Below are 26,953 nucleotides of genomic sequence, written 5' to 3'. Positions count from 1 at the left end.
CTTGCTCGCGATGGGGGCCGAAAGCCAACCACTTAATCCCGGTAAAACACCTGCACCAAGTGATACCCGAACTTGCTCTTGATCGGCCCATGCACCACCCGCAGCGGTTTCTTGAAGATCACCGCATCGATCACGCCGACCATCTGCCCCGGCCGCACTTCACCAAGATCGCCGCCGCGCTTGCCCGATGGGCAGGTCGAATACTTCTTGGCCAGCACGTCGAACGCTTCACCCTTGGCGATGCGTTGTTTGAGCTGCTCGGCTTCTTCCGAGGTTTTCACCAGAATATGGCGGGCTTGAGCTTTCATGGGCGGTACCTTGCAACGGTGGTGGCTATGTGGGTGGCTATGTGGGGGCAGCGGGCGCGCGCGATTATGCCTCAACTCAGTCCGGTTGACTGATCATCGTGCGAATCTTGTTGGCCAGCAGGTCGATGGAAAACGGCTTGGCCACCATGTCCATGCCTTCTTCGAGGAAACCCTGGCGCTCGGCGGCGATCTCGGCGTAACCGGTCATGAATAGAACTTTCAGTTCGGGACGATGCTGGCGGGCGATTTCCGCCAGTTGGCGGCCGTTCATGCCCGGCAACCCGACGTCGGTCACCAGCAGGTCCACCCGCAGGTCCGATTCCAGCAGCGGCAGGGCGCCCTTGGCATCTTCGGCTTCATGGGCGCGGTAACCGAGCTCCTTGAGCAGGTCCAGCACCAACATGCGCACCGCCGCATCGTCCTCGACCAGCATCACGGTTTCGCCGGCAATCGCCGCCGGTGCCTCGCCGACGATGGGTGCCAGGACTTTTTCCGGTTCGGTCGAATGCAGGCGCGGCAAGTACAAGCGCACGCTGGTGCCCCGTCCGGGCAGGCTGAACAGACTGACGTGCCCCCCCGTTTGCTGGGCGAATCCGTAAATCATCGACAAGCCCAAACCGGTGCCCTGGCCGATGGGCTTGGTGGTGAAGAACGGGTCGAATGCCTTGGCCAGCACCGAGGGCGTCATGCCGGTGCCGTTATCGCTGACGGCAATCATCACGTAGTCGCCGGCCTTGACCGGCTCCAGGGTCGTGATGTCGCTGCCGTCGAGGTACACATTGGCGGTTTCGATCTGCAATTCGCCGCCATCGGGCATGGCATCCCGGGCGTTGATCACCAGGTTGAGCAAGGCGTTTTCCAGCTGGCTGAGATCAGTGCTGACCCGCCAGATGTTCTCGGCCAGTTGCAGGTTGAGTTCGATGTGGTCGCCCTTGGTACGCCTGAACAAGTCTACGAGCGAGTGAATCAGCTCGTTGGGGTTCAGCGGCTTGCGGTTGAGCGACTGACGCCGGGAGAACGCCAGCAAGCGATGGGTGAGGGCGGCGGCGCGGTTGGCCGAGGACACCGCCGCTTCCGTGAACCTGCCTATCTCGCTCGCGCGGCCGTCGGCAATGTAGCGTTGCATCAGGTCGAGGCTGCCGATGATGCCGGTGAGCATGTTGTTGAAGTCATGGGCGATGCCGCCGGTAAGCTGGCCGACCGCTTCCATTTTCTGCGCATGGCGCAAGGCGTCTTCGGCACGCTCGCGCTCGCACATCTCGTTTTGCAGACGCTCGTTGGCCTCGGCCAGTTGGCGGGTGCGGGCAGCAACCCGTTCCTCAAGGGTTTCATTGAGGTTGAGCAGGGCTTCTTCGGTCTTTTTGCGTTCGGTTTCGTCGATCACGAAGATATAGAAACCGTTCACCGCGCCATCCGGGCCGTGGCGTGGCAGGTAATTAATCAAGGCCTGGCGGATGCTGCTGTCGCGGTGTGGCGTGCTGATGCTGAAGCAGCAAGGCCGGCCGGACAGCGCCTCAGTGATGTGCGGGGCGCGCAGCGCATAGGCTTCTTCGCCGAGCACTTCAAGAATGGTTCGTCCGTAAAGCTCTTGCGGCGTCAGCCCGTACCAGTCGAGGTACGCCGCATTGTTCAGGCGAAAGCGTTCTTCGCGGTCGACGTAGCTGATCAGGATCGGCATGGCGTTGATGATCAGTTGCAGCTCGGTCTGGCTCTGGCGCAGGGCCTGTTCGGTGTGTTTGCGCTCGGTCAGGTCCAGGGCGGCGCCGAGGAAACGCATCGGCCGACCGTGGTGATCCTTGTAGCAGCGACCGCGGGCAAACACCCAGCGCATCTGGCCGTCGGTTTGCAGCAGGCGATACTCCTCGGCGTATTCGCTGCCGTGGGTGATGCAATGCTTGATGCTGCGGGCGATCAGGGCGCGGTCTTCGGGGTGTACGCCGTGCAGGTATTCACTGATCGGCAATTGACTGGCCATGGCCGGGTCGATGCCGTGCAGTTGGGCAAAATGCGCATCGGCGATGAAACGGTCCTCGCTGATGTCCCAGTCCCAGGTGCCGACCGCATCGGTGGCGGCGAGGGCCAGTTGCAGGCGTTCTTCGGTTTCACGCTGGGCCTTGAGGCTGGCCGCCGAGCGCTGTTCGAGTTCGAGGGCAATGCGCCGGCGTTCGTTGGTTTCGATGGCGGTGACCAGGATCCCGGACACCTCGGCACCTTCGTCGCGGATCGGGCTGTAGGTCAGGTCGAGCCAGAAGTCGGATTCCCGGCCTCCGCGTTGCAAGGTAAAGCGCTGCTCGCTGTAGGTTCGCACCTGACCTTGCAGGACGGCGCTGTAGATCGGGTCGGTGAAGTCTTGCAACTCTGGCCAGATCAGGTGCGTCGGTTGACCAAAGGCGTGTGGATGCTTGCTCCCGGCGAGCAGGGCGAAGCCGTCGTTGTAGATCTGCGTCAGCTGCGGGCCCCATAGCAGCAGCATCGGCATCGGTGAGTGAATGACGATGTCCACGGCGGTTCGCAGGCTTTGTGGCCAAGTGCTGGCAGCGCCCAGCGGGCTGCTGGCCCAGTCGATTCGGGCGATCAAGGCCTGGGCATCGCTGGCGGTTGGTGTTGCGTTCATCAAGGAGTCCTGCGCCAATTCGCTATAGCTGGCGTCTATTCTTGCACAGGTGACAGGCGCAGGTTGATTCGAAGGCTTGAGCGGTTACTGTGGGAGCGGGCTTGCTCGCGAAGAGGGCGTGTCAGTCAACATCTTTGTTGGCTGACCTGCCGCCTTCGCGAGCAAGCCCGCTCCCACAGTTTTTTGGAGTGTTTCAAGACTGGAGTTCGGGCCTGTTTCGGTACTGTTCCAGCGCTTCGGGATTGGCCAGCGCATCAGTGTTCTTCACCTTCTGCCCATGCACCACATTGCGCACCGCCAACTCAACGACTTTGCCACTGATGGTTCGGGGAATGTCCGTCACTGCAACAATTTTCGCCGGCACATGACGCGGCGTGGTGTTGGCGCGAATCGTCTCGCGGATCTGCTGTTGCAGCGCCTCGTCCAGCTCAAGCCCGTCGCGCAAGCGTACGAACAACACCACCCGCACGTCGTCCTGCCACTGCTGACCGATGGCCACGCTGTCGAGCACCTGCGGGATTTTTTCCACCTGACGATAGATTTCCGCCGTGCCGATGCGCACGCCACCGGGGTTGAGCACGGCATCGGAGCGACCGTGGATCATCATCCTCCCATGGGGCAGTTGTTCGGCGTAATCACCTTGGGCCCAGACGCCGGGGAACAGGCTGAAATAGGATTGGCGCAGTTTCTCGCCATCGGGATCGTTCCACAGGCCAATGGGCATCGCCGGGAAATGCCGGGTGCAGACCAGTTCGCCTTTTTCACCGATCACCGGGTGGCCTTCGTCGTTCCACACTTCGACGGCCATGCCCAGGCTCTTGCCCATGATTTCGCCGCGCCGCACGGGCGACATCGGGTTGCCGTTGACGAAGCACGAGACGATGTCGGTGCCGCCGGACATCGAGGCCAGGCACACGTCAGCCTTGAAGTCGCGATAGACGAAGTCGTAACTGTGCGGAGACAGTGCCGAGCCGGTGCAAAGCAACGTCTTGAGGCTGCCCAGGTCATGACTTTCTCGCGGCTTGATACCGCTGCTTTCCAGGGTTGCGAGGTATTTGGGGCTGGTGCCGAAGACGCTGATGCGTTCGTCGTCGATCAGGTCGATCAAACGTTGCGGCTCGGGCTGGAACGGCGAGCCGTCGTACAGCACCACGGAGCTGCCTGTCGCCAGCGCCGACACCAGCCAGTTCCACATCATCCAGCCGCAGGTGGTGTAGTAGAACAGCCGTTCACCGGGACCAAGATCGCCATGCAGGCCGTGTTCCTTGACGTGTTGCAGCAACACGCCGCCGGTGCTGTGGATGATGCATTTGGGCACGCCGGTGGTGCCGCTGGAGTAGAGGATGTACAGCGGATGGGCGAAGGGCACCGGGACGAAATCCGGTTCGCCGCCGGGTTCGTAGAAATCGTCCCACAGCGTCACGTTGGCCTGGGTACGGAATTCTTCTATGTGCGCCTGTGGCCGGGCGTAAGGCACGACGATCAATTGCTGCAGCGACGGCAGGCGCTCAAGGATTTCGTTGACCTTGGCGGTCTGGTCGATCTCCTTGCCGGCGTAGCGGTAGCCGGCGCAGCTCACCAGCACTTTCGGTTCGATCTGGCCGAAACGGTCAACCACCCCTTGGGTGCCGAAGTCCGGTGAAGAACAGGACCAGATAGCGCCAAGACTGGTGGTGGCGAGCATGGCCACCAGGGTTTGCCAGGTGTTGGGCATGCACGCGGCGACCCGGTCACCCACACCGACGCCGGCGGCGACCAAGCCATTCTGAAAACCGGCGACCTGTTCGGCCAGTTCGGCCCAGGTCAAGTGTTCACGCTGACCGTTTTCGCCAACGGCTATCACGGCGATCGCATCATCGCGACGCTGTAGCAGGTGTTCGGCAAAGTTCAGCGTTGCGCCGGGGAACCACTGGGCGCTGGGCATCCGGGGGCCTTCGAGCAGCACGGCGTCGGGTTGCTCGTGGAAGCGGATGTCGAAGAAATCGACAATGGCCTGCCAGAAGTCCGCGCGTTGATCGATGGACCACTGGTGCAGGGCAGGGTAGTCGTCGATCTTGAGGTGGTGCCGCTGATTGACGAAGCGCCGGAAGGCCTCCATGCGGGTCTTGCCAATGCGTTTGACGTCGGGTTGCCAGAGGATGTCGGACATGGTTTGCCTCTTCTTTTTTATGCCTTCACACAGGCTGATGTGGAGCAAGCTCCCTCGCCACAAAAGCAAACGACAGTCACTGCGCCAACCACCCACCATCAACATTCCACGCCGCACCGCGCACCTGGCTGCCGGCTTCGCTGCACAAGAACAACACCAGTTCACCCAGTTGCGGCGGTGTCACGAATTCCAGCGATGGTTGCTTTTCAGCGAGCAGATCGTGTTGCGCCTGCTGCGGGTCAACCCCGTTGGCGGCACGATCATCAATCTGCTTCTGCACCAGCGGCGTCAATACCCAGCCTGGGCAGATCGCGTTGCAGGTGACCTGGGTGGTCGCGGTTTCCAGTGCGACCACTTTGGTCAAGCCGATCACCCCGTGCTTGGCGGCGACATAGGCAGCCTTGCCCACCGAACCGACCAGGCCATGCACCGAGGCAATGTTGATCACCCGGCCCCAGCCCTTGGCGCGCATGCCCGGCAGGCTCAAGCGGGTGCTGTGGAACACCGACGACAGGTTGATGGCGATGATCGAATCCCAGCGCTCCACCGGGAACTCATCCACCGCGGCCACGTGTTGAATGCCAGCGTTGTTGACCAGAATGTCGACGCCGCCGAACTCGCGGTCGGCGTAGGCGATCATGTCGGCAATTTGTGCCGGATCGCTGACATCGGCCGGGTGATGGCCGACCTTGCCGCCGAACTGTTGCACCTGGGCGATCACTTGGGAGGCATCGCCGAAGCCGTTGAGGATCAGGTCGGCCCCGGCCTTGGCCAGGCTGAGGGCGATCCCCAGGCCGATGCCGCTGGTGGAGCCGGTGACCAGTGCGGTCTTGCCCGAAAGAGTCGTCATGAATACCTCACACAATGCCAGTGGCGTAGAAAGTGCCGATCACCACGAAAACCGCCAGGGTCTTGATCAGCGTAATACAGAAAATGTCTTTGTAAGCCTCGCGGTGGGTCAGCCCGGTGACCGCCAGCAGGGTAATCACCGCGCCATTGTGCGGCAGGGTGTCCATGCCGCCGCTGGCCATCGCGGCGACCCGGTGCAGTACTTCCAGCGGGATGTTCGCCGCATGGGCGGCGCTGATGAACTGCTCGGACATCGCCGCCAGCGCGATGCTCATGCCGCCCGAGGCGGAGCCGGTGATGCCGGCCAGCAGGGTCACGGTAATCGCTTCGTTGACCAGTGGATTGGGAATGCTCTTGAGCCAGTCGGCCAGCACCAGAAAGCCGGGCAAGGACGCGATCACGGCACCGAAACCATATTCCGAGGCGGTGTTCATCGCCGCCAGCAGCGCACCGCTGACCGCGCTTTTACTGCCTTCGGCCAGCTTGCGGCTGATCGCCTTGTAGCCAAACACCAGCACCATGAGGATGCCGACCAACAGCGCGGCCTGGACCGCCCAGATCGCCGTGAGCTTGGCGATTTCCGTGGTCACCGGCGCGGCCATGCCTGGCAGCGCGAGGCTGTGGGTCTTGCCGTACACCTGCGGAATCCAGTGGGTGAACAACAGGTTCATGATGCCCACCGCCAGCAGTGGCGACAGCGCCAGCCACGGGTTGGGCAGCTTGAGGTCGGCGGCGGTTTCCGGCTCGTTTCGCAAGTCCGAACCATAGCCTTCACCGGAGCGCTGGGCCTTGTTGCGCTGGCGCTGGAGAAACAGCATGCCGGCGCAGAACACGAAGATCGTGCCGATCACACCCAGCCACGGCGCGGCCCAAGCGGTGGTGTTGAAGAAGGTGCTGGGGATGATGTTCTGGATTTGTGGCGTGCCGGGCAGGGCGTCCATGGTGAACGAGAATGCACCCAGGGCAATGGTCGCCGGGATCAGCCGCTTGGGGATGTTGCTCTGGCGGAACATCTCGGCGGCAAACGGATAGACCGCGAACACCACCACAAACAACGATACGCCGCCGTAGGTCAGCAGGGCGCAGACCAGCACGATCACCAGCATCGCCTGGCGGGTGCCGAGCAGGCGAATCGCCGCCGCGACGATGGAACGCGAGAAACCGGACAGTTCGATCAGCTTGCCGAACACCGCGCCGAGCAGGAACACCGGGAAATACAGTTTGATGAAGCCGACCATTTTTTCCATGAACACCCCGGTGAAAGCGGGGGCGACGGCAGACGGGTCAGTCAGCAGGACAGCGCCGAGGGCGGCAATCGGGGCAAAGAGGATAACGCTGTAGCCACGGTAGGCAGCCAGCATCAGCAGCGCGAGCGCTGCCAAGGCAATGATCACACTCATGGTGTGTCTCCTGGGTTGTTATTTTTGTTGGGTGAAACCTGGTAGGAGAGGCGTATAGCGAGTTTTGTGCCAGATGATTAAGTTGTTGAAATATAAGGATATATTTTCAAAGTGATGAGCTTGTCAGGTGGTTTTGTCTCTGGTTTGAGACTTGCTTTGGCAGTGCTGGCCTCTTCGCGGGCAAGCCCGCTCCCACAGTTGACCGAGTTGATCAGTAGAACGCCGTCTCCTGTGGGAGCGGGCTTGCTCGCGATGGGCTTTCTATCAATGGAGATACATGTCTCTTTATGGAGACTCGGCAACTCCCAACGCCACCATCTTCTTGTACAACGTCGACCGGCCAAGCCCCAGCCGCGCCGCTGCATCAATCACCTTACCCCCGCATTGCGCGAGGGTGGACTCAATCAGTTGCCGGTCAAATCGCTCTCGCGCCGCACTGAACGTTTCATGGGCAAGCGGTTCGATGGTCAAGGGCGCCACGCGTTCCACCGGTGTGAAGGTACCAATCGCGGCGCGGATATCCGCTGTCGTCAGGCGCAAGTCATCACTGAGCAGCGCGGCCCGCTCCAGCACGTTGCGCAACTCCCGGATGTTCCCCGGCCAGGCGTGTTGACCCAACAGTTCCAGGGCTTCGTGGTGCAGTTCATGCTGGCTGCGCAGTTCTTCGAGAATGGCTTCACTGAGCGCCGGCACGTCATCCAGGCGGTCGCGCAGGGGCGGAACCTGGATCGGCAGCACGTTGAGCCGGTAGTACAAGTCGGCGCGGAATTCGCCGCGTTTGATTGCGGCCTCGAGGTCCGTTGAGGTCGCGGCGATCACACGCACATCGCTCTGGATCACTTCGTTGGAGCCCACCGGCTCGAATTCCTTTTCCTGCAACACCCGCAGCAGTTTGCTTTGCAGGGGCAGCGGCATGTCGCCGATTTCGTCGAGGAACAGCGTGCCGCCCTGGGCGATCTGCAATTTGCCGGCGCGACCCTTGCGGTCGGCACCGGTAAACGCGCCGGGGGCGGTGCCGAAGAACTCGGCTTCCAGCAACGATTCAGGGATCGCAGCGCTGTTGATGCTGACAAACGCCTTGTGCGCGCGGGGTGAAGCATTGTGGATCGCCTGGGCCAGCAACTCCTTGCCGGTGCCGGTTTCGCCGAGCAGCAGCACCGGCGATTCGGTGCTCGCACTGCGCCGGGCGCGGCGCTTGACTTCCAGGCTGGCGGCGCTGGTGCCGATGAAGTGGGCGAAGTTGTATTTTGTCTGCCGCGCCCGCAGCAGCGAGCGGGTGGAGGCCAGTTCTTCCTGCATGCTCATGTAGCGCTTGAGCATCGGCGACAGGCTGCGCAACTCGTCGAACAGGGCGAACCCGATGGCGCCGATCACCACGCCGGCATCGTCGTGAATCGGCAGGCGCATGACCACCAGTGGCTCTTTGGAGGTGTCTTGCATATCCAGCAAAATCGGCCGGCCGGTGCGCACCACCTCACGCAGCAGGCTGCCGGGGATCACGCTTTCGCAGGGCTTGCCGATCGCGACTTCGGCCGATTGCAGGCCGAAGCGCCGGGCATAGCGCTCATTCATCCAGACGATGTTGGCATCGCGGTCGACAATCACCGTGCCTTCACTCGATTGCTCGATGATTTCGAACAACGAACGGATCGCCAGCAAACGAACGCGCTGGTAGTCCTTGAGGCTTTCGGTGGTGTTCATGGGGGCTGATCCTGATTATGTATTGCCTGTGACGGCCTCTTCGCGAGCAAGCCCGCTCCCACAGTTGATCTGTGTCGTTCACAAATCCCCTGTGGGAGCGGGCTTGCCCGCGATGGCTGCGACACGGTTCAACTGCCAGGCGCGATTATGCCTGCCCCAACATCGCCGCCGCCAACAGCTCCTTGGTGTACGGATGCTGCGGTGAATCAAACACTTCATGGCTGGCGCCGCGCTCTACCACTTTGCCATCCTTGATCACGATCATGTCGTGGGCCAGGGCGCGCACCACTGCCAGGTCATGGCTGATGAACAGATAGGTCAGCCCGTATTTTTCCTGAAGCTGGCGGAGCAGGGCGACCACTTGTTTCTGCACCGTGCGGTCCAGTGCCGAGGTCGGTTCGTCCAGCAGGATCAGCGCCGGCTTCAGCACCAGCGCCCGGGCGATGGCGATGCGTTGACGCTGGCCGCCGGAGAACTCGTGGGGATAGCGATGGCGACTTTGCGGGTCAAGGCCGACTTCGCTCAGTGCCCGGATCACTTCGGCATTGCACTCTTCAGTGCTCAACTGGCTGTGCACTTCCAGGCCTTCGCTGATGATCTGCGCGACCGACATTCGCGGGCTGAGGCTACCAAAGGGGTCCTGGAACACCACCTGCATCTTCTTGCGCCACGGTCGTAGCTGTTTTTGCGTCAGGCCATCCAGCGCCTGGCCTTGAAAGCGGATACCGCCTTCGGAGTCGAGCAAACGCAGGATCGCCTGACCCAGGGTGGACTTGCCCGAACCGGACTCACCGACGATGCCCAGGGTCTTGCCGCGCTGGATATTCAGGCTGATGCCATCGACGGCCCGCAGCCAGGTCTTGCGCTGAAACAGGCCGCCACCGACGGGAAACCGCACCTGCAGGTTGTCCACTTCCAGAACGTTTTCGCGATCGTCCCGGGGCAAGGCTTCGCCCTCGGGTTCGGCGTGCAGCAATACGCAGCTGTAAGGGTGCTTCGGCTCAGTGAAAAGAACTTCGCAAGGCGCCTGTTCGACAATTTCCCCGGCCTTCATCACGCACACGCGCTGGGCGATGCTGCGCACCAGATTGAGGTCATGGCTGATCAGCAGCAGCGACATGCCCAGCCGTTGTTGCAGGGACTTGAGCAGCAACAGGATCTTGCGCTGCACCGTCACATCCAGCGCGGTGGTCGGTTCGTCTGCAATCAACAGTTCCGGTTCGCACGCCAGGGCCATGGCGATCATCACCCGCTGGCGCTGTCCGCCGGACAATTGATGGGGATAGGCCTTGAGGCGTTCCTCGGGTTTCTGGATGCCCACCAGGTGCAGCAATTCGAGGATCCGCGCTTGCGCCGCCTTGCCCGCCAGGCCTTTGTGCACCAGCAGCGTTTCGCCGATCTGCTTTTCGATGCTGTGCAGCGGGTTGAGGGAGGTCATCGGCTCCTGGAAGATCATCGCGATGCGATTGCCGCGCAGTTGTCGCAACTTGCCGGCATCGGCACCCACCAGTTCCTGGCCGCGATAGCGGATGCTGCCTGTCGTCTCGGTATCGGTTTGCGGCAGCAGTTGCAGGATCGAGTGGGCCGTCACCGACTTGCCCGAGCCCGATTCACCCACCAACGCCAGGCATTCGCCGGGGCGGATGTCCAGGCACAGATTGCGCACTACGGTCTGGCCGCTGAAGGCCACGCTGAGGTCACGGATTTCGATCAGGTTGGTCATATCAACATCCGCATCAAGATCGTGGATCAAAAGCGTCGCGCAGCGCTTCGCCAATGAATACCAGTAAAGAAAGAATCAACGCCAGGGTGAAGAATGCCGTCAGCCCCAACCACGGTGCTTGCAGGTTCTGCTTGCCCTGGCCGATCAGTTCGCCCAGGGAAGCACTGCCCGCAGGCATGCCGAAGCCGAGGAAGTCCAGTGCCGTCAGGGTGGAAATCGCCCCGGTCAGAATGAACGGCAAGTAGCTCAAGGTCGCGTTCATGGCGTTGGGCAGAATGTGCCGCACGATGACCTTGCGGTCGGTCAGGCCCAGCGCGCGCGCGGCCTTGACGTATTCCAGGTTGCGCCCGCGCAGGAACTCGGCGCGCACCACGTCCACCAGGGCCAGCCATGAAAACAGCGCCATGATCCCCAGCAGCCACCAGAAGTTCGGCTCGACGAAGCCCGACAGGATGATCAGCAGGTACAGCACCGGCAACCCGGACCACACCTCCAGCAGACGCTGGCCGAGCAAGTCCACCCAGCCGCCGTAATAGCCTTGCAGGGCCCCGGCCGCGATGCCGATCAGGGCACTGACAAAGGTCAGCATCAAGGCAAACAGGATCGACACCCGGGCACCGAAGATCACCCGGGCCAGAACGTCCCGCGCCTGGTCGTCGGTGCCCAGCCAATTGACGCTGGAGGGCGGACTGGGGGCAGGTGTGTTCAGGTCGTAGTTGGGTGTGTCGTCACTGAACGGAATAGGTGGAAACAGCAACCAACCGCCATCCTTCTCGATCAGTTTCTGCACGTAGTCGCTGCGGTAGTCGGCCTGGAACGGCAGTTGCCCGCCGAACGCCTGTTCGGTGTGGCGCTTGAAGACCGGGAAGTACCACTGGCCCTGATAGCTGACCACCAGCGGTTTGTCGTTGGCGATCAGTTCGCCGCCCAGGGTCATCAGGAACAGGCCGACAAACAGCCAGAGCGACCACCAGCCCCGACGGTTTTTCTTGAACCGCTCGAAGCGGCGACGCGCCAGCGGAGAAAGCTTGAGCATCAGGCGTTCCTCGCGGCGAAGTCGATTCGCGGGTCGACCAGGGTGTAGCAGAGGTCGCCGACCAGTTTTATCAGAAGGCCGAACAGGGTGAAGATGAACAGAGAGCCGAACACCACCGGATAGTCCCGGGATACCGCCGCTTCGTAGCTCATGCGGCCCAGGCCGTCGAGGGAGAAGATCACCTCGATCAGCAGGGAACCGGCAAAAAACACACTGATGAACGCCTGTGGAATGCCCGACACCACCAGCAGCATGGCGTTGCGGAACACGTGCCCGTAGAGCACCCGTCGTTCACTCAAGCCCTTGGCCCGGGCAGTGACCACGTACTGGCGGGTGATTTCATTGAGGAACGAGTTCTTGGTCAGGATGGTCAGTGTGGCGAAGCCGCCGATCACCAGCGAGGTCACCGGCAACACCAGATGCCAGAAGTAGTCGGCCACCTTGCCAAGGGTGGACAGCGATTCGAAGTTGTCCGAGACCAACCCGCGAACCGGAAACCAGTTCAGCGAAGTGCCGCCGGCAAAGATCACGATCAGGAACATCGCAAACAGGAACGCCGGCATGGCATAGCCGATGATGATCGCGGTACTGCTCCAGATGTCGAATTGGCTGCCATGGTGCACGGCCTTGCGGATGCCCAGGGGAATCGACACCAGATAGGTGATCAATGTCGCCCAGAGCCCGAGGGAAATGGTCACGGGCATTTTTTCGAGGATCAGGTCAGTGACGGTGGCGCCGCGGAAGAAACTCTTGCCGAAATCCAGGCGCGCGTAGCTGGTGAGCATCAGCCAGAGGCGTTCGTGTGCCGGTTTGTCGAAGCCGTACTGTTTTTCAATGTCCTTGATCAGCTGCGGATCGAGCCCGCGGCTGGACCGGGACTTGCCGCTCATGGAGTCGCCGGAACCGCCGCCTACCGCGGCGCCGCCAATGCCTTGCAGGTGCGCGATGGCCTGTTCGACCGGCCCGCCTGGCGCCGCCTGGACGATGACAAAGTTGACCAGGAGAATGATCACCAGGGTCGGAATGATCAGCAGCAGGCGCCGCAATATGTAAGCCCACATCAGTGAGGCCCTCCGGGTTTGCCACGGCTGATACGCTCGGCCGTCATCTGTTGGTTGGTCAATGGCGTGGTGCTCATCTCCCACCAGCTTTCGATGGCTTCGTCATTGCTCGCCTGTACGTTCGGGATGCCGAAGCGGTTCCACCACACCGTCGAGGTGCCCGGTGGGTAATAGTTGGGAATCCAGTAGTAATTCCATTGCAGCACCCGGTCCAGGGCATGGGCGTAATGCAGCATGTCAGCCTGGGTATTGGCGTGGATCAGCCCGGTGATCAGGGTGTCCACCGCCGGGTTCATCAACACCATGTAGTTGTTGGAACCAGGGTCGGTGGCTGCCGCCGAGCCGAAATAATTGACCAGTTCGCCCCCCGGAGAGGTAGTGACCGGGTAGCCGGTGACGATCATGTCGTAGTCGCGGCTCATCAGGCGATTGACGTACTGGGAGGAGTCGATGCGGCGGATGTTCAGGTCGATGCCGATCTGTTTCAACGTGCGTTTATAGGGCAGCAGCAGGCGGTCCATGCCGTTCTGACTGACCAGGAAGGTGAAGCTCAGCGGCTCGCCGTCGGCATTGACCAGTTGGTCGCCATCGGGTTTCCAGCCGGCCTGTTCGAGCAGGTCCAGGGCTTGCAGCTGCTTGTCGCGAATCACGCCGCTGCCGTCGGTCTTCGGTGCCTCGAATACTTTGGTGAAGACTTCGTCGGGAACCTGCCCGCGCAGCGGTTCGAGAATTGCCAGCTCACCGGCATCCGGCAGTTGCCGGGCCGCGAGATCGGTATTGGAGAAAAAGCTCTGCTGGCGGATGTACATGTCGCGCATCATCTGCCGGTTGCTCCACTCGAAGTCCCACAGCATCACCAGCGCCTGGCGCACGCGACGGTCCTGGAACATGGGTTTTTGCAGATTGAACACAAAGCCCTGGGCTGGCTGCGGCGCCTCGGTGGCGAGGTGGGCCTTTTGCAGGCGACCGTCGCTCAGGGCCGGGCTGTCGTAGCCGATGGAATAGCCGGTGGCGGAAAATTCGCGATTGTAGTCAAAGGCGCCGCCGCGCAGGACTTGGCGTGCCACGTCGGTATCGCCGAAGTACTCGATGCTGAAATGATCGAAGTTGTACAGGCCACGGCTGACCGGCAGGTCCTTGCCCCACCAGTCGGGATTGCGCTCGAAGGTGATGCTGCGCCCCGAATCGATCTTGCCGACTTTATAGGGGCCGCTGCCCAACGGCGCTTCATAGCCGCCGCCACCGGCGAAATCGCGGCTCTTCCACCAGTGTTCGGGAAACACCGGCAAGGTCGCGATATCCAGGGGCAGGGTGCGGTTTTCGTTGTTCTTGAAATCAAAGCGCACGGTCAGTGGCGATTCCACTTCGACGCTTTTGACGTCGGCGAACTGGGTACGGTAACGCAGGCTGCCTTGGGTCATCAGCAGGTCGAAGGTATAGCGTACGTCCTGGGCGGTAATCGGTTTGCCATCGGCAAAGCGCGCCTTGGGGTTGAGGTAAAAGCGCAGGGTCAAGCCGTCCTCGGAGCGCTCCATCTTCTCGGCCACCAGGCCGTACACGGTGTAAGGCTCGTCTAGGGAGCGCTGGGCCAGCGGTGAATAGAGCAAACCGTCGATCTGTGTAACGCCGATGCCTTTGTCGATGTAAGGCAAAACATGGTCGAACTGACCGATTTCGATCGCCGAGCGCCGCATCGTGCCGCCCTTGGGGGCCTGCGGGTTGGTGTAGGCGAAATGACTGAAGCCGGCAGGGTATTTCGCCGGTTCGCCATACACGGTCATTGCCGGTTGCGGTGCCGCATTCACACCCGAGGCACCCATCAGCAGGGCCACGGCCGTGAACAGCAAGGTAGGGAAAGCCAGTCGCATTGTCAGCCTTAGAGCCGGGTGGTCGTTAACGACAATTTGTACGCTAGCGGCGCGTCCCTCGCCAGCCGTATTGCGCGTCGCAAACACAACGGCCCACCAATAGGCGGGCCGTCGTGTGAATAGCTCAGGCGTCGATCAGTCCTGACGGCTGGTCACTTCCAGCAGGTGGAAACCGAACTGGGTCTTGACCGGGCCCTGGACCACGTTGAGCGGTGCGCTGAAGACCACGGTGTCGAATTCCTTGACCATCTGGCCCGGACCGAACGAACCCAGGTCACCGCCCTGGCGGCTGGATGGGCAAGTGGAGTTTGCCTTGGCAACTTCGGCGAAATCGGCGCCAGCCTCGATTTGGGTCTTGAGTTCGTTGCACTTGGCTTCGGAGGCAACAAGGATGTGACGGGCAGTGGCTTTAGCCATGGGAAAATACTCCTTTCAATACTCGATAAAGTGCTGAGCCTACCGGATTCAGTGAGCTATTTCTCCTCAAAGTTCCGTTCCACGGGGGATCCACGGCAGGTGACACCTCAAAGGCCGGCGTCCCTCAAGCGCCTGGCATGCTGGACATACAGATCAATCGGGTCGACACCTGTACGTAGTTGACCGGTCGGTTGGCCAATGGAGTCCAGATGATCCAGTGCATAGTCGGACCGGATAACCGTGCCCAGATGGGAACTGAAGCGACCGACCAAACCGTCGTTCTGCTCGCTTTCCGTAACGAAATAACCGGAAAGGGCCCGACAGAAGGCGTTGAGCGGATCGAGCGCATTGAGCCCTGCTTCGAGAACATTCGACGGCAGCACGCCGCTCCACGAGTAGTAGCGAACACCGTTGACCTGTTCGCCCCCCTTGCCACCCCAGGTGGTGGGCAGTCCTTGCGGGTATTTGTCGTTGAATGCGCCTACGCCTTCGGTGGTCAGCGCATTGAGGGCGGCTATGGCGTTTCGCGGTTGATACTGATTGTCGCTCAAGGTCGCCAGGAAGTCGGCGAACAGGGTCACCACCGTCTCGGCCACGTGTTCCGGCAGGCAGCCCGGTGTCAATGCCTTGCGCAGGAAATCGGCCAGTTCCGAACCATGGTTCGGCCCGCTGACGGAGGTGACCGACGCCACGCTGTGTGGCGCAATCGCTGCGGCATAACGTGCGGTCAGTGCGCCCTGGCTATGACCTATGAGGTTGACTTTGCGTGCACCGGTTCCTTCCAGTACCCGCTCGATCTGTGCGAGCAATTGGTCTCCGCGTACCTCGTTGTCATGGATGGCCGACAAGTGGGGGACGAACACCCTGGCTCCGGCGCTCCTCAGCGCCTGCCTGATGTCGTGAAAGAGCTCGAACTTGCCGATTCTTTCGAAGCCGAATAGGCCGTGGACCAGCAGTATTGGGTAACAAGTGCTTGCATTCCTTTGCATGTTCATACCTTTGCACAGTAGTTCGATGGGACTGCTTGGCGCTTCACTCTAAAACACTCGAGGTTGGCGCGATGTATGAAAAGTCCGCCGAAACTTGCGGAAAACGGAATAGAACAAGTGCGAATGCTCAGGAGTGGCTGAAGCCTTAGTCGGAATAGTTTGAGGACTTTTCGCGGCAATCAGCTTGCTGCTGATCAAAGACCTACTTTGCATGTATCGATTTTCCGAGCGGGCCAGAGTGAGAGGCCGACATCACGACTGCTTGCCATGAGGTTAAATAGCCGTCCAGAACCGGCCACCTGTCCGGTGTTTATTCCAGGGAATGGAGCGAATGCATGACTGTTTATGAACCCGACACCTTGAATCTCGCGCAGCAACCATTACCACCTCCCATGCTTGAGCAGGCGCAAAACGGCGTTCTGAACCCCTCTGACAAAAAAGCCGTCATCAGGGTCCAGCCTTATCCAGGCATGACCTGCGGCGACAAATTGCTGTTGAGTTGGGCTGGGTTGGATGCCGATGGCCTTGCCTGCAATCACCAGGTGGCGCGTTTTGTCAGTGAGGACCGGGTTGGCGAGGACATGATCTTTGCCGTAGGTAGCGCATATATCGCGGCACTTGAGGGTGGTTCACTCGAAGTCGGTTACTCACTCACGAGTACTCGATTATCCGGGCCCGTGCATTCCCAAAGGTTGCAACTGAGTGTCGGAGATGTGCAATCGGACCTGTTGCCAGCGACGGTGAACGATGCTGTGGGCAGAACGCTTGATCCGGATCGGGTGAAGGAAGGGGCGATCGTTACGATCAAACCCTATGCGCGCATGGCGGCGGGCGACTGGGTGTTACTGACCTGGGCGGGCGTTTCGGCCGAAGCAAGTTTCAGTGATGCACTCAAGGTCGAGTCCTTCGCTGTGGGGGACGAACTGTCGTTTTGGGTCAGTCCGGAGTGCATTGCGCTCAATCTGGGCTCCTCCGTGTCCGTCGACTATTGCGTCAAGCAAGCAGGGCAGGGGCCTCGTTATTCTGAAGTAACGGCACTGATGATTGGCATCCTGGAGCGGCGACCACTGCGAGCACCCGCTGTGCTGGAAGCCGACGAAGGTTGGGTGGATCTGCATGATGCGCAGGATGGCGTGACCGTCGTCATCGAAAACGCCAGGGCTGAAAAAGGAGAACGGATTTACCTGGAGTGCGACGGGGAGAAACTCAATCACCATGACGACCGCGAAATAACCAGGGACACCGCGGGCGAGCCGTTGGTGTTCATCGTTCCCTACCCGTTCTGGAGGGAACATCGAGACTCCGCGATCCGTGTTTCCTATTCTGTCGAGCGCCTTGACGGCACCCTACAGCAATCGGGGGTGACACTGGTTCAAGTGCAGTCCCTGATGGGGCATTGATTGCCATTTGCCCTCCAGTCTTCCCATGAAGGCCGGAGGGATTATGCTGATTATCGGACGTTTTTTATGCTCGCAGCCGAGCTGCCGCCTCAAGCAACAGTTGTTCTGTTCCGGCCCAACCGAGGCAACCATCGGTCACCGACACACCGTATTTCAATGACGAACTCAATGGCTGGCAGCCCTCGAACAAATGGCTCTCGATCATCATGCCGATCAGCGAACGATCACCTTGCAGGCGCTGTTCAAGTACATCCTTGAACACGGCTGGTTGGCGCAGCGGGTCTTTGCCGCTGTTGGCGTGACTGCAATCGACCATGATTCGAGCCGGAATCCTGAGCCTGGTCAGGTCGCTGTTCACCTGGGCGACGCTGGCGCTGTCGTAGTTTGGCCCGCGATGGCCGCCGCGCAATACCAGGTGGGTGTCCGCATTACCCGGGGTTTGAATGATCGCCGGATGTCCCTGGCTATCGACACCGAAATGGCGATGGGGATGGGCGGCGGAGCGCATGGCGTCGCTGGCGACACCGACACCGCCGTCTGTCCCGTTCTTGAAACCGACCGGCATCCCCAAGCCGCTGGCCATTTCCCGGTGGATCTGCGACTCCGTGGTCCGGGCGCCAATCGCTACCCAGCTCAACAGGTCGTCGAAGTAGCCGGCCGCCATCGGTTGCAGCAGTTCAGTGGCAACGGGCAGGCCCAGGCGGAGCATTTCGCGCATCAGCTCGCGGGACAGCGTCAAGCCGGCGGCCATGTCATCGCTGCCATCAAGGTGCGGGTCGTAGGCCAGGCCTTTCCAGCCAACCGTGGTACGGGGTTTTTCGACGTAGGCGCGCATCACCAGCAGCATTTCGTCGCTGACTTCGCCAGCGAGGCGGGAAAGATTACCGGCGTATTCGAGGGCTGACTTCGGATCGTGTATCGAGCAGGGGCCGACGATGACCAGCAGGCGGGAATCTTCACCGTTGAGGATCGCGCGAACCGCCTGGCGGTGGGCGGCGATTTGCCGGGTCAGGGCGTTGCTGAGGGGCAATTGCTGTTTGAGTTGCAATGAACTGGGCAGGCGCAGGGTCAGCGCTTCATTGGCAGGGCTCAAGGTGGACAGCGGCAGTGCAGAGACGGACGAGTTCATATTCAAGGCTTCCTGGGCTGGTGGCGGGTTCGTGCCCGCGCGCTCGGCCCTACTGGGGTGTTCGACAATTGGCCGGATTGGCTGCGTGTGTATGCTTGCCACCTGTGGGTGACCGATCGGAGGCGGCAGGCTGTCCCGAGCGGAGGGTGGTAAATCGCCAGGCGGTAAAACTGTCGTAACGGTAATAATTGGCGTAGTTCATGTTCTGAATCCTCTGAATGTCTGGTGTGTCGCTAAAAGTGTTGGGGCTGAAAAAACAAAACCCCCGGTCGGGAGGCCGACCGGGGGTTGAGAATTCTCTGGTGGCGACCCGTTTAAAGTGGGCGCCGTGTGGGTATCAGGCGCGCCAGTGGCTAAACCAATACCCAAAATAAAAGCTGACCGGAGCACAACCGTCGTTCACCCGGGCAGCCGCAACCGAGCGCAGGGCGCTGGCGGTACGAAGCTGTAAGAGGGTGTTGAACATGGTCTGTCTCCGATGGATAGGCCGAGCTTACTAGAGGCCGGTACGCAGATTCAATCAGAAAATGCTATCGGCCAACGACGGCGCTTTCTATCGCTTGAGTACCCCGAAGGTTGTGACACACTCTGCGCCCCAACAACAAATACATCGTCACAAGGACGCACCATGACGGTACTGACCCTCGCCGTGGAGCTGGAATGATGGAACGCCAATGGCGTCCGGTAACACCGGATGACCTCGAATTCGCCCGCGAACTCACCTGTAAAGGCATGCTGCGCTACTACATCGAGCATGATCTGTTGTGGCAGGACGAAGCGTTTGACGTGGCCTGGGCCGGGCGGGACAACCGTGTGATTGCATCGGGCGACAAAGTGCTGGGTTATGTCAGCCTGAGTCGTGATGCCAGAGCCTTGTATATCCGCGAATTGCATATCGTCGAAGCGTTTCGTGGGCAGGGCGCTGGATCCTGGGCGATCGATCAGGTATTGGCTCTGGCGCGCCAGGAGCGGCGCCCGGCATTGCGCCTGACGGTTTTCGAAAACAACCCGGCGCAAGCGTTGTACGAGCGCAAGGGATTGAGGGTGGTGGGCAAGGACGAGTGTTTCCTGAGGATGCAGCTGGATATCTCCGGGCTGGATCGCTGCAACACGCTTGCGACAAGCCTTTCAAGATGAATTGAAACTTTTAATCTGACGCTTTCCGCTAGGTCTGCCAGATGCTTTTTGCTAAGGTGTCTGGCAACCCAATAAGACCATATCGCGAGGTGTCTGCTTGATTAGGGTGCTAGTAGTCGATGACCATGATCTCGTTCGTACAGGCATTACACGAATGCTGGCTGACATCGATGGCCTGCAAGTAGTCGGTCAGGCCGAATCGGGTGAGGAATCCCTGATCAAGGCGCGTGAGCTGAAACCCGATGTGGTGTTGATGGACGTCAAGATGCCGGGTATCGGCGGTCTTGAAGCCACTCGCAAATTATTGCGCAGTCATCCGGATATCAAGGTCGTCGCGGTGACCGTGTGTGAAGAGGACCCGTTTCCTACGCGGCTGTTGCAGGCCGGTGCGGCAGGCTACCTGACCAAGGGGGCAGGTTTGCCGGAAATGGTCCAGGCCATCCGCCTTGTGTTTGCCGGGCAACGCTACATCAGCCCGCAAATTGCCCAGCAACTGGCGATCAAGTCCTTCCAGCCCACCAACGATTCGCCTTTCGATGCCTTGTCGGAGCGGGAAATCCAGATCGCGCTGATGATCGTCGGCTGCCAGAAAGTACAGATCATTTCCGACAAATTGTGCCTGTCCCCGAAAACCGTGAACACTTACCGTTACCGCATCTTCGAAAAGCTTTCGATCAGCAGTGATGTCGAGTTGACGCTGTTGGCGGTTCGTCATGGCATGGTCGATGCCAGCCTCTGAAAATGAACGACACCTTTGATCCGAGCGCCTTTCTGTCGACCGTTAGCGGGCGCCCAGGCGTGTACCGCATGTTCGACAGCGAAGCGCGGTTGCTCTACGTCGGCAAGGCGAAGAACCTCAAGAATCGCCTGTCGAGTTACTTTCGCAAGACCGGGCTTGCCCCCAAGACCGCCGCACTGGTAGCGCGAATCGCCCAGATCGAAACGACGATCACCGCCAACGAAACGGAAGCCTTGCTGCTTGAGCAGACGCTGATCAAGGAATGGCGCCCGCCCTACAACATCCTGCTGCGCGACGATAAATCCTACCCCTACGTCTTTCTCTCCGACGGAGAGTTTCCGCGACTGAGCATTCATCGCGGTGCGAAAAAGGCCAAGGGCAAGTACTTCGGACCTTACCCGAGCGCCGGTGCGATCCGCGAAAGCCTGAGCCTGCTGCAAAAGACGTTTTTCGTTCGCCAATGCGAAGACAGTTATTACAAGAACCGCACGCGTCCTTGCCTGCAATACCAGATCAAACGCTGCAAGGCGCCCTGCGTCGGGCTGGTGGAGCCTCAGGTGTATGCCGAAGATGTGCGCCATTCGGTGATGTTTCTTGAAGGGCGCAGCAATGCACTGACTGACGAATTGTCCGCCGGGATGGAAGAGGCGGCGATCAATCTCGAATTCGAACGAGCAGCCGAGTTGCGGGACCAGATTGCGTTACTGCGGCGGGTTCAGGATCAACAGAGCATGGAAGGCGGGACCGGGGACGTCGATGTGATTGCCGCCTTCGTCAACCCGGGCGGCGCCTGTGTTCACTTGATCAGCGTGCGGGGCGGGCGGGTACTGGGAAGCAAGAACTTCTTCCCTCAAGTCGGTATTGAAGAAGACGTTAGCGAAGTCATGGCCGCGTTTCTCGGCCAGTACTTCATCAGCAGTCCTGAACGCGACTTGCCCAGCGAGCTGATCGTCAATGTGGTCCACGATGACTTTCCCACACTGATCGCCGCCATCGACGAGCTGCGCGGTCGTGAACTGACCATCAGCCATCGCGTGCGGGGTACGCGGGCGCGCTGGCAGCAATTGGCGGTGACCAATGCCGAGCAGGCACTGAGTGCGCGCCTGGCGAATCGTCAGCACATTACGGCGCGCTTCGATGCGCTGGCCGAGGTGCTGAAGCTGGATGAGCCTCCACAGCGACTTGAGTGCTACGACATCAGTCACTCCAGCGGCGAGGCGACGGTGGCGTCCTGCGTGGTCTTCGGCCCCGAAGGCCCGATCAAGGCCGATTACCGCCGGTACAACATCGAGGGCGTTACGCCCGGCGATGACTACGCGGCGATGCATCAGGCGCTGACCCGGCGCTTCAGCAAACTGAAGGACGGGGAGGGCAAGCTGCCGGATATCCTGTTGGTGGATGGCGGCAAGGGTCAGTTGTCCATGGCCCGCGATGTGCTCGATGAATTGGCCGTGCCTGACCTGATTCTGTTGGGCGTGGCGAAAGGCGCGACACGCAAGGCCGGTTTCGAAACCCTGTACCTGAACGACGCTGCACATGAGTTCACCTTGCGCGGCGATTCTCCCGCGCTGCACCTGATCCAGCAGATTCGCGACGAAGCCCACCGGTTTGCCATTACCGGGCACCGCGCCCGACGTGGAAAAACCCGTCGGACGTCTACACTGGAAGGCGTCGCCGGCGTCGGACCCACACGTCGGCGTGATTTGTTGAAACATTTTGGTGGATTGCAGGAGCTGTCTCGTGCAAGCATCGAAGAAATTGCCAAAGCCCCCGGGATCAGTAAAAAGCTCGCAGAGTTGATTTATGCAAATCTGCACAGCGAGTAGAATGCCCCCTCACCTCGTAGCCAGTTGTGCCGATGAATATCCCTAATCTGATTACCGTTCTACGCGTTCTGCTCATACCGATCTTCATTTTGCTGTTCTACCTGCCTTACCAATGGAGTTACCTGGCCTCCGCCTCGGTCTTCGCATTCGCTGCCGCGACCGACTGGCTGGACGGGTACCTGGCCCGCCGTCTGGAACAAAGCACACCGTTCGGGGCTTTTCTCGATCCGGTTGCCGACAAGCTGATGGTTGCGGTTGCATTGGTCCTGTTGGTGCAGGAACACGGAAACCTGTGGCTCACGCTGCCGGCTGCCGTGATCATCGGTCGCGAGATTGTCGTCTCGGCACTGCGCGAATGGATGGCCGAACTGGGCGCTCGTGCCCACGTTGCCGTGTCGAACCTGGGCAAATGGAAAACCGCCGCGCAAATGCTGGCGCTGGTGATCCTGCTGGCCAATCCCAAGGATTTCAGTTTCTGGGTCTTGCTGGGCTACACCTTGCTGATGGTGTCGGCTGGCCTGACTTTGTGGTCGATGGTCCAGTACCTGCGGGCTGCCTGGCCACATCTGAAGACCGACGTTGAAAAGAAATAAAACTTTTTTGAATCAAAGGGTTGACGGGGCTTCTGGATTCTATAGAATGCGCCACACCAAGACGCGGGAATAGCTCAGTTGGTAGAGCACGACCTTGCCAAGGTCGGGGTCGCGAGTTCGAGTCTCGTTTCCCGCTCCAAGTTTGTACGCATTTGATGTCGCGCTACTGACAGCAAATGTTTTGAGGCCGAGTAGCAAAATGGTTATGCAGCGGATTGCAAATCCGCCTACGCCGGTTCGATTCCGACCTCGGCCTCCACTAATAAACAAGCTCCGTAGATCTATGATTTACGGAGCTTTTTTATTTGCAGTAGCCTGCAAGATTTAGTCTTGAAAAGGGTATTTGCGAACTTGCTTCACCGGGGCGGGATGTATATATTTCCACCTCTGCTGCACAAGCGTCAGAACTGCCGGATCGTTATCTGGCAAAACCTGGACGCTTCACCGCGCTACCGCCCGAATGGCGAAACTGGTAGACGCATGGGACTTAAAATCCCCCGCTCGTAAGGGCGTGCCGGTTCGATTCCGGCTTCGGGCACCATGAATATCAAGGGCTTGCGTGAGATACCTCATGTAGGCCCTTAGTTTTTTCCGCAATCAAAAAATCCTTTCCGTAATTCGCTACCGGCTGCCTCCCTCACGTCATCAAATCTATTCCTGAGCACGCCGGTGGTCATCGGCTGCCCGATTCCAAGACCCCCAAGCGCGTCGATCCAATCCTGTTCCCAGCCTTTCGAACCAGTCTCACATCACTCAAGACGAGCCACTCTTTGCGGCCCGACTGCTTTTGGCCCCTTGTAATCCGTAGGAAGGCCGCATCTCGTTCCTGCGCGGCGATAGCGGTGTTAAAAAATGTTATGAATAAAAAATACTTCACATAATCAGATCACTGGTAGATGATCTGCACCAGCCGGTATGACAACCTGATAACACGACAAAAACAGGATGGCCTTGATGTTCAATGAGATCCCGACTCACGTCCTGAATCACAGCGTCCCTCGGCTGGTTGGTCCGCACGGTGCTGATTCTGTCTAGCCCTATTCACAACGCGGCCAACGCCTGCGCCTCGCGGGCGGCAGTCGCTGCTTTCCACTGGAGTACCCCCATGAATAACAAGAATGTCGGTGTAGTCGGTCTGGGCGCGATGGGGCTGGGCATTGCCCGCTCGTTGTTGCGCAGCGGTTTTAATGTGCATGCCTGTGATGTGCGCACTGCCGTAACAGAACAGTTCGCCGGGGAGGGCGGTGTGGCTTGCCTGTCACCGTCGCACATGGCCGCTGAGTGTGACGTGATCATTACCGTGGTGGTCAACGCCGAGCAGACCGAGACCGTATTGTTTGGTGAGGGCGGTGCCGTGGCCTCTCTGCGGCCGGGCAGCTTGGTGATCGGCTGCGCCACAGTCGCTCCGACTTACGCCGTGGATCTTGGCCAGCGTCTGGCCGCGCTGGGCCTGCTGTATCTGGATGCACCGATTTCCGGTGGCGCGGCCAAGGCTGCCGCTGGCGAAATGACCATGATGACTTCGGGCCCGGTCGACGCCTACGCCAAGGCTGAGGCGATCCTGGCTGGCATGGCCGGCAAGGTGTATCGCCTGGGTGACGTCCATGGACTGGGTTCGAAGGTCAAGATCATCAACCAGCTTCTCGCCGGGGTGCATATTGCCGCTTCTGCCGAAGCCATGGCGCTGGGCCTGCGTGAAGGGGTCGATGCCGATGCGCTGTATGAGGTGATCACCCATAGCGCGGGTAATTCCTGGATGTTCGAAAACCGCGTGCCGCACATTCTCAAGGCGGACTACACGCCGTTGTCTGCCGTGGATATTTTCGTCAAGGACCTGGGCCTGGTGCTGGATACCGCCCGGGCCAGCAAATTCCCGCTGCCGCTGTCGGCCACCGCTCACCAGATGTTCATGCAGGCATCCAGTGCCGGTTTCGGCCGCGAGGACGACTCGGCGGTAATCAAGATTTTCCCGGGCATCGAATTGCCGACTGCCAAGCCTGAGCCTGTTTGAGGAACACCCCATGACTACCTCCACCGCACGCCCGCTGCTGGGCTGCATCGCCGACGATTTCACCGGCGCCACGGACCTGGCCAACATGCTGGTACGCGGCGGTATGCGCACCGTGCAAAGCATTGGCATCCCGAGCGCGGAAGTGGCTGCCGGGCTTGATGCCGATGCGATCGTCATTGCCCTGAAGTCGCGTACCACGCCGGTCGCCGAAGCAGTCGAGCAGTCCCTCGCCGCGCTGGCCTGGTTGCGCGAGCAAGGTTGCGAACAGATTTTTTTCAAGTATTGCTCGACGTTCGACTCCACCGCGGCCGGCAATATCGGCCAGGTCAGCGAAGCGCTGCTGGCCGCACTGGGTAGCGACTTTACCCTTGCGTGCCCGGCGTTCCCGGAAAATGGCCGGACGATCTTTCGCGGCCATCTGTTTGTGCAGGATCAACTGCTCAGCGAGTCGGGCATGCAGAACCATCCGCTGACGCCAATGACCGATGCCAATCTGGTGCGCGTGCTGCAATCGCAGACCCGTCTGAATATCGGCCTGTTGCGCTACGACACGATTGCCCGTGGCGCTGAGCAGGTGCGGGCGCGAATCGCCGAGCTGAGGGCTCAAGGTGTCGGCATGGCCATCGCTGATGCCTTGTCGGACAGCGATCTGTACACCCTCGGTACGGCCTGCGCCGATCTGCCGCTGTTGACGGGTGGTTCGGGGCTGGCCCTGGGCCTGCCGGAAAATTTCCGTCGTGCCGGCAAGCTGCGCGACCTTGATGCCTCGAAACTTCCGGCGGTGTCCGGTGGGGAAGTGGTGTTGGCCGGTAGTGCTTCGATCGCCACCAATGGACAAGTGGCTGCCTGGCTCGAAGCCGGTCGGCCAGCTTTGCGGATTGATCCGTTGGCCTTGGCGGCGGGGGAACCGGTGGTGGCGCAAGCCTTGGCCTTCGCCCGTGATAACGAGCAAACCGTATTGATCTACGCCACCAGCTCGCCGGAAGAGGTCAAGTTGGTGCAACAGCAACTAGGTGTCGAGCAGGCCGGTAGCCTGGTGGAAAACGCCTTCGGCGAAATTGCACAGGGCCTGCGCCAGACCGGTGTGCGCCGCTTCGTGATCGCCGGCGGAGAAACCTCGGGTGCTGTGGTCCAGGCGTTGGGTGTGCAGTTGCTACAGATCGGCGCGCAGATTGATCCGGGTGTACCGGCGACCGTCAGCAGTACCGAGGAACCTTTGGCGCTGGCACTCAAATCGGGCAACTTCGGTGGCCGGGATTTCTTCAGTAAAGCCTTGAACCAACTCGCCCAGGCCGGGGGTGCACAATGAGCTGCGCAATGAGCAACGAGAACGCCCTGCGCGAAGAAATCTGTGAGGTTGGCCGCAGCCTTTATGAGCGCGGTTATACCGTCGGCAGCGCCGGCAATATCAGCGCGCGCCTGGACGACGGCTGGTTGATCACGCCGACGGATGTCTGCCTCGGACGTCTCGATCCGGCAACCATCGCCAAGGTCAATCTGGCGGGTGAATGGGTGTCCGGTGACAAGCCTTCAAAGACCCTGGCGTTGCATCGCCAGGTCTACGACCGCAACCCGAATGTCGGTGGTGTGGTGCATACCCATTCCACCCATCTGGTGGCGTTGACGTTGGCCGGTGTCTGGCAGGCGAACGACATTCTGCCGCCGCTGACGCCGTATCAAGTCATGAAAGTCGGGCATATCCCGTTGATTGCCTACCAGCGACCCGGTTCGCCGAAGGTGGCCGAACAGGTCGCGCTGCTGGCCAATAGCGTTCGCGGCGTGATGCTCGAACGGCTGGGTCCGGTGGTCTGGGAGAGTTCGGTCTCCAGGGCCAGCTACGCCCTGGAAGAACTCGAGGAAACCGCTCGGCTCTGGCTGATGAGCAATCCCAAGCCTGAACCGCTCGATCAGGTGGCACTGGACGAACTGCGAGCAACCTTTGGTGCGCACTGGTAAGGCGCTGCCTTAGCACGACAGATCAATAATGCAGGCTCTGCCCGGGA

22 protein-coding genes and 3 tRNA genes are annotated in these 26,953 nt (G+C 60.3%); 11 read left to right on the top strand and 14 right to left on the bottom strand.

Features of this window, described 5'->3' with window-relative positions:
* Window positions 1-32 precede the first annotated feature (32 nt).
* The 12 genes from AC3IP0_RS15170 to AC3IP0_RS15115 form a co-directional block, all read right to left on the bottom strand.
* The gene (locus AC3IP0_RS15170; RefSeq protein ID WP_007898282.1) at window positions 33-308 is read right to left on the bottom strand and encodes a peptidylprolyl isomerase; all 276 of its coding nucleotides are present in this window, start codon (window positions 306-308) and stop codon (window positions 33-35) included.
* Window positions 309-384: 76 nt separating this feature from the next.
* A complete protein-coding gene (locus AC3IP0_RS15165) occupies window positions 385-2,922 on the bottom strand; it encodes a PAS domain-containing hybrid sensor histidine kinase/response regulator (protein ID WP_489325140.1) in 2,538 nt (845 codons plus the stop codon).
* A 193-nt stretch (window positions 2,923-3,115) separates the two neighbouring features.
* Complete coding sequence (locus AC3IP0_RS15160; protein ID WP_489325139.1) at window positions 3,116-5,071, bottom strand: acetoacetate--CoA ligase; 1,956 nt, start codon at window positions 5,069-5,071, stop codon at window positions 3,116-3,118.
* Window positions 5,072-5,147: 76 nt separating this feature from the next.
* Entirely contained in the window at window positions 5,148-5,921 is a 774-nt protein-coding gene (locus AC3IP0_RS15155) for a 3-hydroxybutyrate dehydrogenase (protein ID WP_489325137.1), read from the bottom strand.
* Between the two features lie 7 nt (window positions 5,922-5,928).
* Window positions 5,929-7,320 (bottom strand): GntP family permease, encoded by a 1,392-nt coding sequence (locus AC3IP0_RS15150; RefSeq protein WP_489325135.1) that lies wholly within the window; start codon window positions 7,318-7,320, stop codon window positions 5,929-5,931.
* Between the two features lie 285 nt (window positions 7,321-7,605).
* Entirely contained in the window at window positions 7,606-9,021 is a 1,416-nt protein-coding gene (locus AC3IP0_RS15145; protein WP_489315962.1) for a sigma-54 interaction domain-containing protein, read from the bottom strand.
* Window positions 9,022-9,166: 145 nt separating this feature from the next.
* The gene (locus AC3IP0_RS15140) at window positions 9,167-10,744 is read right to left on the bottom strand and encodes an ABC transporter ATP-binding protein (protein WP_489315961.1); all 1,578 of its coding nucleotides are present in this window, start codon (window positions 10,742-10,744) and stop codon (window positions 9,167-9,169) included.
* Window positions 10,745-10,757: 13 nt separating this feature from the next.
* Window positions 10,758-11,780, bottom strand: a complete 1,023-nt coding sequence (locus AC3IP0_RS15135; RefSeq protein ID WP_489315960.1) for an ABC transporter permease — start codon at window positions 11,778-11,780, stop codon at window positions 10,758-10,760.
* Window positions 11,780-12,841, bottom strand: coding sequence for a microcin C ABC transporter permease YejB (locus AC3IP0_RS15130; protein WP_489315959.1), 1,062 nt, complete (start codon window positions 12,839-12,841; stop codon window positions 11,780-11,782). The genes AC3IP0_RS15135 and AC3IP0_RS15130 overlap by 1 nt, the downstream gene beginning before the upstream one ends.
* On the bottom strand, window positions 12,841-14,709 hold the full coding sequence (locus tag AC3IP0_RS15125; protein ID WP_489325133.1) for an extracellular solute-binding protein: 1,869 nt from the start codon (window positions 14,707-14,709) through the stop codon (window positions 12,841-12,843). Before AC3IP0_RS15125 ends, AC3IP0_RS15130 begins: the two co-directional genes overlap by 1 nt.
* A gap of 135 nt (window positions 14,710-14,844) precedes the next feature.
* Complete coding sequence (locus AC3IP0_RS15120) at window positions 14,845-15,126, bottom strand: peptidylprolyl isomerase (protein WP_489315957.1); 282 nt, start codon at window positions 15,124-15,126, stop codon at window positions 14,845-14,847.
* 107 nt (window positions 15,127-15,233) lie between these two features.
* Window positions 15,234-16,115, bottom strand: a complete 882-nt coding sequence (locus tag AC3IP0_RS15115) for an esterase/lipase family protein (RefSeq protein ID WP_489325132.1) — start codon at window positions 16,113-16,115, stop codon at window positions 15,234-15,236.
* Window positions 16,116-16,450: 335 nt separating this feature from the next.
* Between AC3IP0_RS15115 and AC3IP0_RS15110 the strand changes: the two genes are divergently transcribed.
* Window positions 16,451-17,515: a hypothetical protein gene (locus AC3IP0_RS15110; protein WP_489315955.1), complete on the top strand. Its 1,065-nt coding sequence runs from the start codon at window positions 16,451-16,453 to the stop codon at window positions 17,513-17,515.
* A gap of 64 nt (window positions 17,516-17,579) precedes the next feature.
* Here the strand turns inward: AC3IP0_RS15110 and AC3IP0_RS15105 are convergent, their stop codons facing one another.
* Both AC3IP0_RS15105 and AC3IP0_RS15100 read right to left on the bottom strand, forming a co-directional pair.
* Window positions 17,580-18,644 carry a 3-deoxy-7-phosphoheptulonate synthase gene (locus AC3IP0_RS15105; protein ID WP_489315954.1) on the bottom strand — a complete coding sequence of 355 codons (1,065 nt, stop codon included), beginning with the start codon at window positions 18,642-18,644 and terminating at the stop codon, window positions 17,580-17,582.
* A gap of 337 nt (window positions 18,645-18,981) precedes the next feature.
* Window positions 18,982-19,110 (bottom strand): hypothetical protein, encoded by a 129-nt coding sequence (locus AC3IP0_RS15100; RefSeq protein ID WP_259674428.1) that lies wholly within the window; start codon window positions 19,108-19,110, stop codon window positions 18,982-18,984.
* Between the two features lie 197 nt (window positions 19,111-19,307).
* Here AC3IP0_RS15100 and AC3IP0_RS15095 point away from each other — a divergent pair, with 197 nt between their 5' ends.
* From AC3IP0_RS15095 to otnC, 10 genes are all read left to right on the top strand, one after another.
* Window positions 19,308-19,781, top strand: coding sequence for a GNAT family N-acetyltransferase (locus tag AC3IP0_RS15095; RefSeq protein ID WP_489319780.1), 474 nt, complete (start codon window positions 19,308-19,310; stop codon window positions 19,779-19,781).
* A gap of 97 nt (window positions 19,782-19,878) precedes the next feature.
* Entirely contained in the window at window positions 19,879-20,520 is a 642-nt protein-coding gene (gene gacA, locus AC3IP0_RS15090; protein WP_032829778.1) for a response regulator transcription factor GacA, read from the top strand.
* Between the two features lie 2 nt (window positions 20,521-20,522).
* A complete protein-coding gene (gene uvrC / locus AC3IP0_RS15085; protein ID WP_489315953.1) occupies window positions 20,523-22,346 on the top strand; it encodes an excinuclease ABC subunit UvrC in 1,824 nt (607 codons plus the stop codon).
* Window positions 22,347-22,378: 32 nt separating this feature from the next.
* Window positions 22,379-22,939 (top strand): CDP-diacylglycerol--glycerol-3-phosphate 3-phosphatidyltransferase, encoded by a 561-nt coding sequence (gene pgsA / locus AC3IP0_RS15080; RefSeq protein WP_007992985.1) that lies wholly within the window; start codon window positions 22,379-22,381, stop codon window positions 22,937-22,939.
* A 63-nt stretch (window positions 22,940-23,002) separates the two neighbouring features.
* Window positions 23,003-23,078: transfer RNA gene (locus tag AC3IP0_RS15075), tRNA-Gly, on the top strand.
* Between the two features lie 46 nt (window positions 23,079-23,124).
* A tRNA-Cys gene (locus tag AC3IP0_RS15070) sits at window positions 23,125-23,198 on the top strand.
* Between the two features lie 195 nt (window positions 23,199-23,393).
* Window positions 23,394-23,480 (top strand) — tRNA-Leu (locus tag AC3IP0_RS15065).
* 564 nt (window positions 23,481-24,044) lie between these two features.
* The gene (gene ltnD, locus AC3IP0_RS15060) at window positions 24,045-24,950 is read left to right on the top strand and encodes an L-threonate dehydrogenase (RefSeq protein ID WP_489315952.1); all 906 of its coding nucleotides are present in this window, start codon (window positions 24,045-24,047) and stop codon (window positions 24,948-24,950) included.
* 10 nt (window positions 24,951-24,960) lie between these two features.
* On the top strand, window positions 24,961-26,259 hold the full coding sequence (otnK, locus tag AC3IP0_RS15055) for a 3-oxo-tetronate kinase (RefSeq protein WP_489315951.1): 1,299 nt from the start codon (window positions 24,961-24,963) through the stop codon (window positions 26,257-26,259).
* Window positions 26,260-26,267: 8 nt separating this feature from the next.
* Window positions 26,268-26,906, top strand: a complete 639-nt coding sequence (gene otnC / locus AC3IP0_RS15050) for a 3-oxo-tetronate 4-phosphate decarboxylase (RefSeq protein WP_353742976.1) — start codon at window positions 26,268-26,270, stop codon at window positions 26,904-26,906.
* Window positions 26,907-26,953 lie beyond the last annotated feature (47 nt).

It is taken from the genome of Pseudomonas sp. GL_103, from assembly GCF_057835175.1.
Note: the sequence above shows the minus strand (reverse complement) of the source record. Positions and strands in the feature narration are given on the sequence as shown.

Bases quoted from the DNA above. Each gene is read 5' to 3' on its own strand.
- AC3IP0_RS15170 (WP_007898282.1), bottom strand. From the start codon at position 308: ATGAAAGCTCAAGCCCGCCATATTCTGGTGAAAACCTCGGAAGAAGCC.
- AC3IP0_RS15165 (WP_489325140.1), bottom strand. From the start codon at position 2,922: ATGAACGCAACACCAACCGCCAGCGATGCCCAGGCCTTGATCGCCCGA.
- AC3IP0_RS15160 (WP_489325139.1), bottom strand. From the start codon at position 5,071: ATGTCCGACATCCTCTGGCAACCCGACGTCAAACGCATTGGCAAGACC.
- AC3IP0_RS15155 (WP_489325137.1), bottom strand. From the start codon at position 5,921: ATGACGACTCTTTCGGGCAAGACCGCACTGGTCACCGGCTCCACCAGC.
- AC3IP0_RS15150 (WP_489325135.1), bottom strand. From the start codon at position 7,320: ATGAGTGTGATCATTGCCTTGGCAGCGCTCGCGCTGCTGATGCTGGCT.
- AC3IP0_RS15145 (WP_489315962.1), bottom strand. From the start codon at position 9,021: ATGAACACCACCGAAAGCCTCAAGGACTACCAGCGCGTTCGTTTGCTG.
- AC3IP0_RS15140 (WP_489315961.1), bottom strand. From the start codon at position 10,744: ATGACCAACCTGATCGAAATCCGTGACCTCAGCGTGGCCTTCAGCGGC.
- AC3IP0_RS15135 (WP_489315960.1), bottom strand. From the start codon at position 11,780: ATGCTCAAGCTTTCTCCGCTGGCGCGTCGCCGCTTCGAGCGGTTCAAG.
- AC3IP0_RS15130 (WP_489315959.1), bottom strand. From the start codon at position 12,841: ATGTGGGCTTACATATTGCGGCGCCTGCTGCTGATCATTCCGACCCTG.
- AC3IP0_RS15125 (WP_489325133.1), bottom strand. From the start codon at position 14,709: ATGCGACTGGCTTTCCCTACCTTGCTGTTCACGGCCGTGGCCCTGCTG.
- AC3IP0_RS15120 (WP_489315957.1), bottom strand. From the start codon at position 15,126: ATGGCTAAAGCCACTGCCCGTCACATCCTTGTTGCCTCCGAAGCCAAG.
- AC3IP0_RS15115 (WP_489325132.1), bottom strand. From the start codon at position 16,115: ATGCAAAGGAATGCAAGCACTTGTTACCCAATACTGCTGGTCCACGGC.
- AC3IP0_RS15110 (WP_489315955.1), top strand. From the start codon at position 16,451: ATGACTGTTTATGAACCCGACACCTTGAATCTCGCGCAGCAACCATTA.
- AC3IP0_RS15105 (WP_489315954.1), bottom strand. From the start codon at position 18,644: ATGAACTCGTCCGTCTCTGCACTGCCGCTGTCCACCTTGAGCCCTGCC.
- AC3IP0_RS15100 (WP_259674428.1), bottom strand. From the start codon at position 19,110: ATGTTCAACACCCTCTTACAGCTTCGTACCGCCAGCGCCCTGCGCTCG.
- AC3IP0_RS15095 (WP_489319780.1), top strand. From the start codon at position 19,308: ATGGAACGCCAATGGCGTCCGGTAACACCGGATGACCTCGAATTCGCC.
- uvrC (WP_489315953.1), top strand. From the start codon at position 20,523: ATGAACGACACCTTTGATCCGAGCGCCTTTCTGTCGACCGTTAGCGGG.
- pgsA (WP_007992985.1), top strand. From the start codon at position 22,379: ATGAATATCCCTAATCTGATTACCGTTCTACGCGTTCTGCTCATACCG.
- ltnD (WP_489315952.1), top strand. From the start codon at position 24,045: ATGAATAACAAGAATGTCGGTGTAGTCGGTCTGGGCGCGATGGGGCTG.
- otnK (WP_489315951.1), top strand. From the start codon at position 24,961: ATGACTACCTCCACCGCACGCCCGCTGCTGGGCTGCATCGCCGACGAT.
- otnC (WP_353742976.1), top strand. From the start codon at position 26,268: ATGAGCAACGAGAACGCCCTGCGCGAAGAAATCTGTGAGGTTGGCCGC.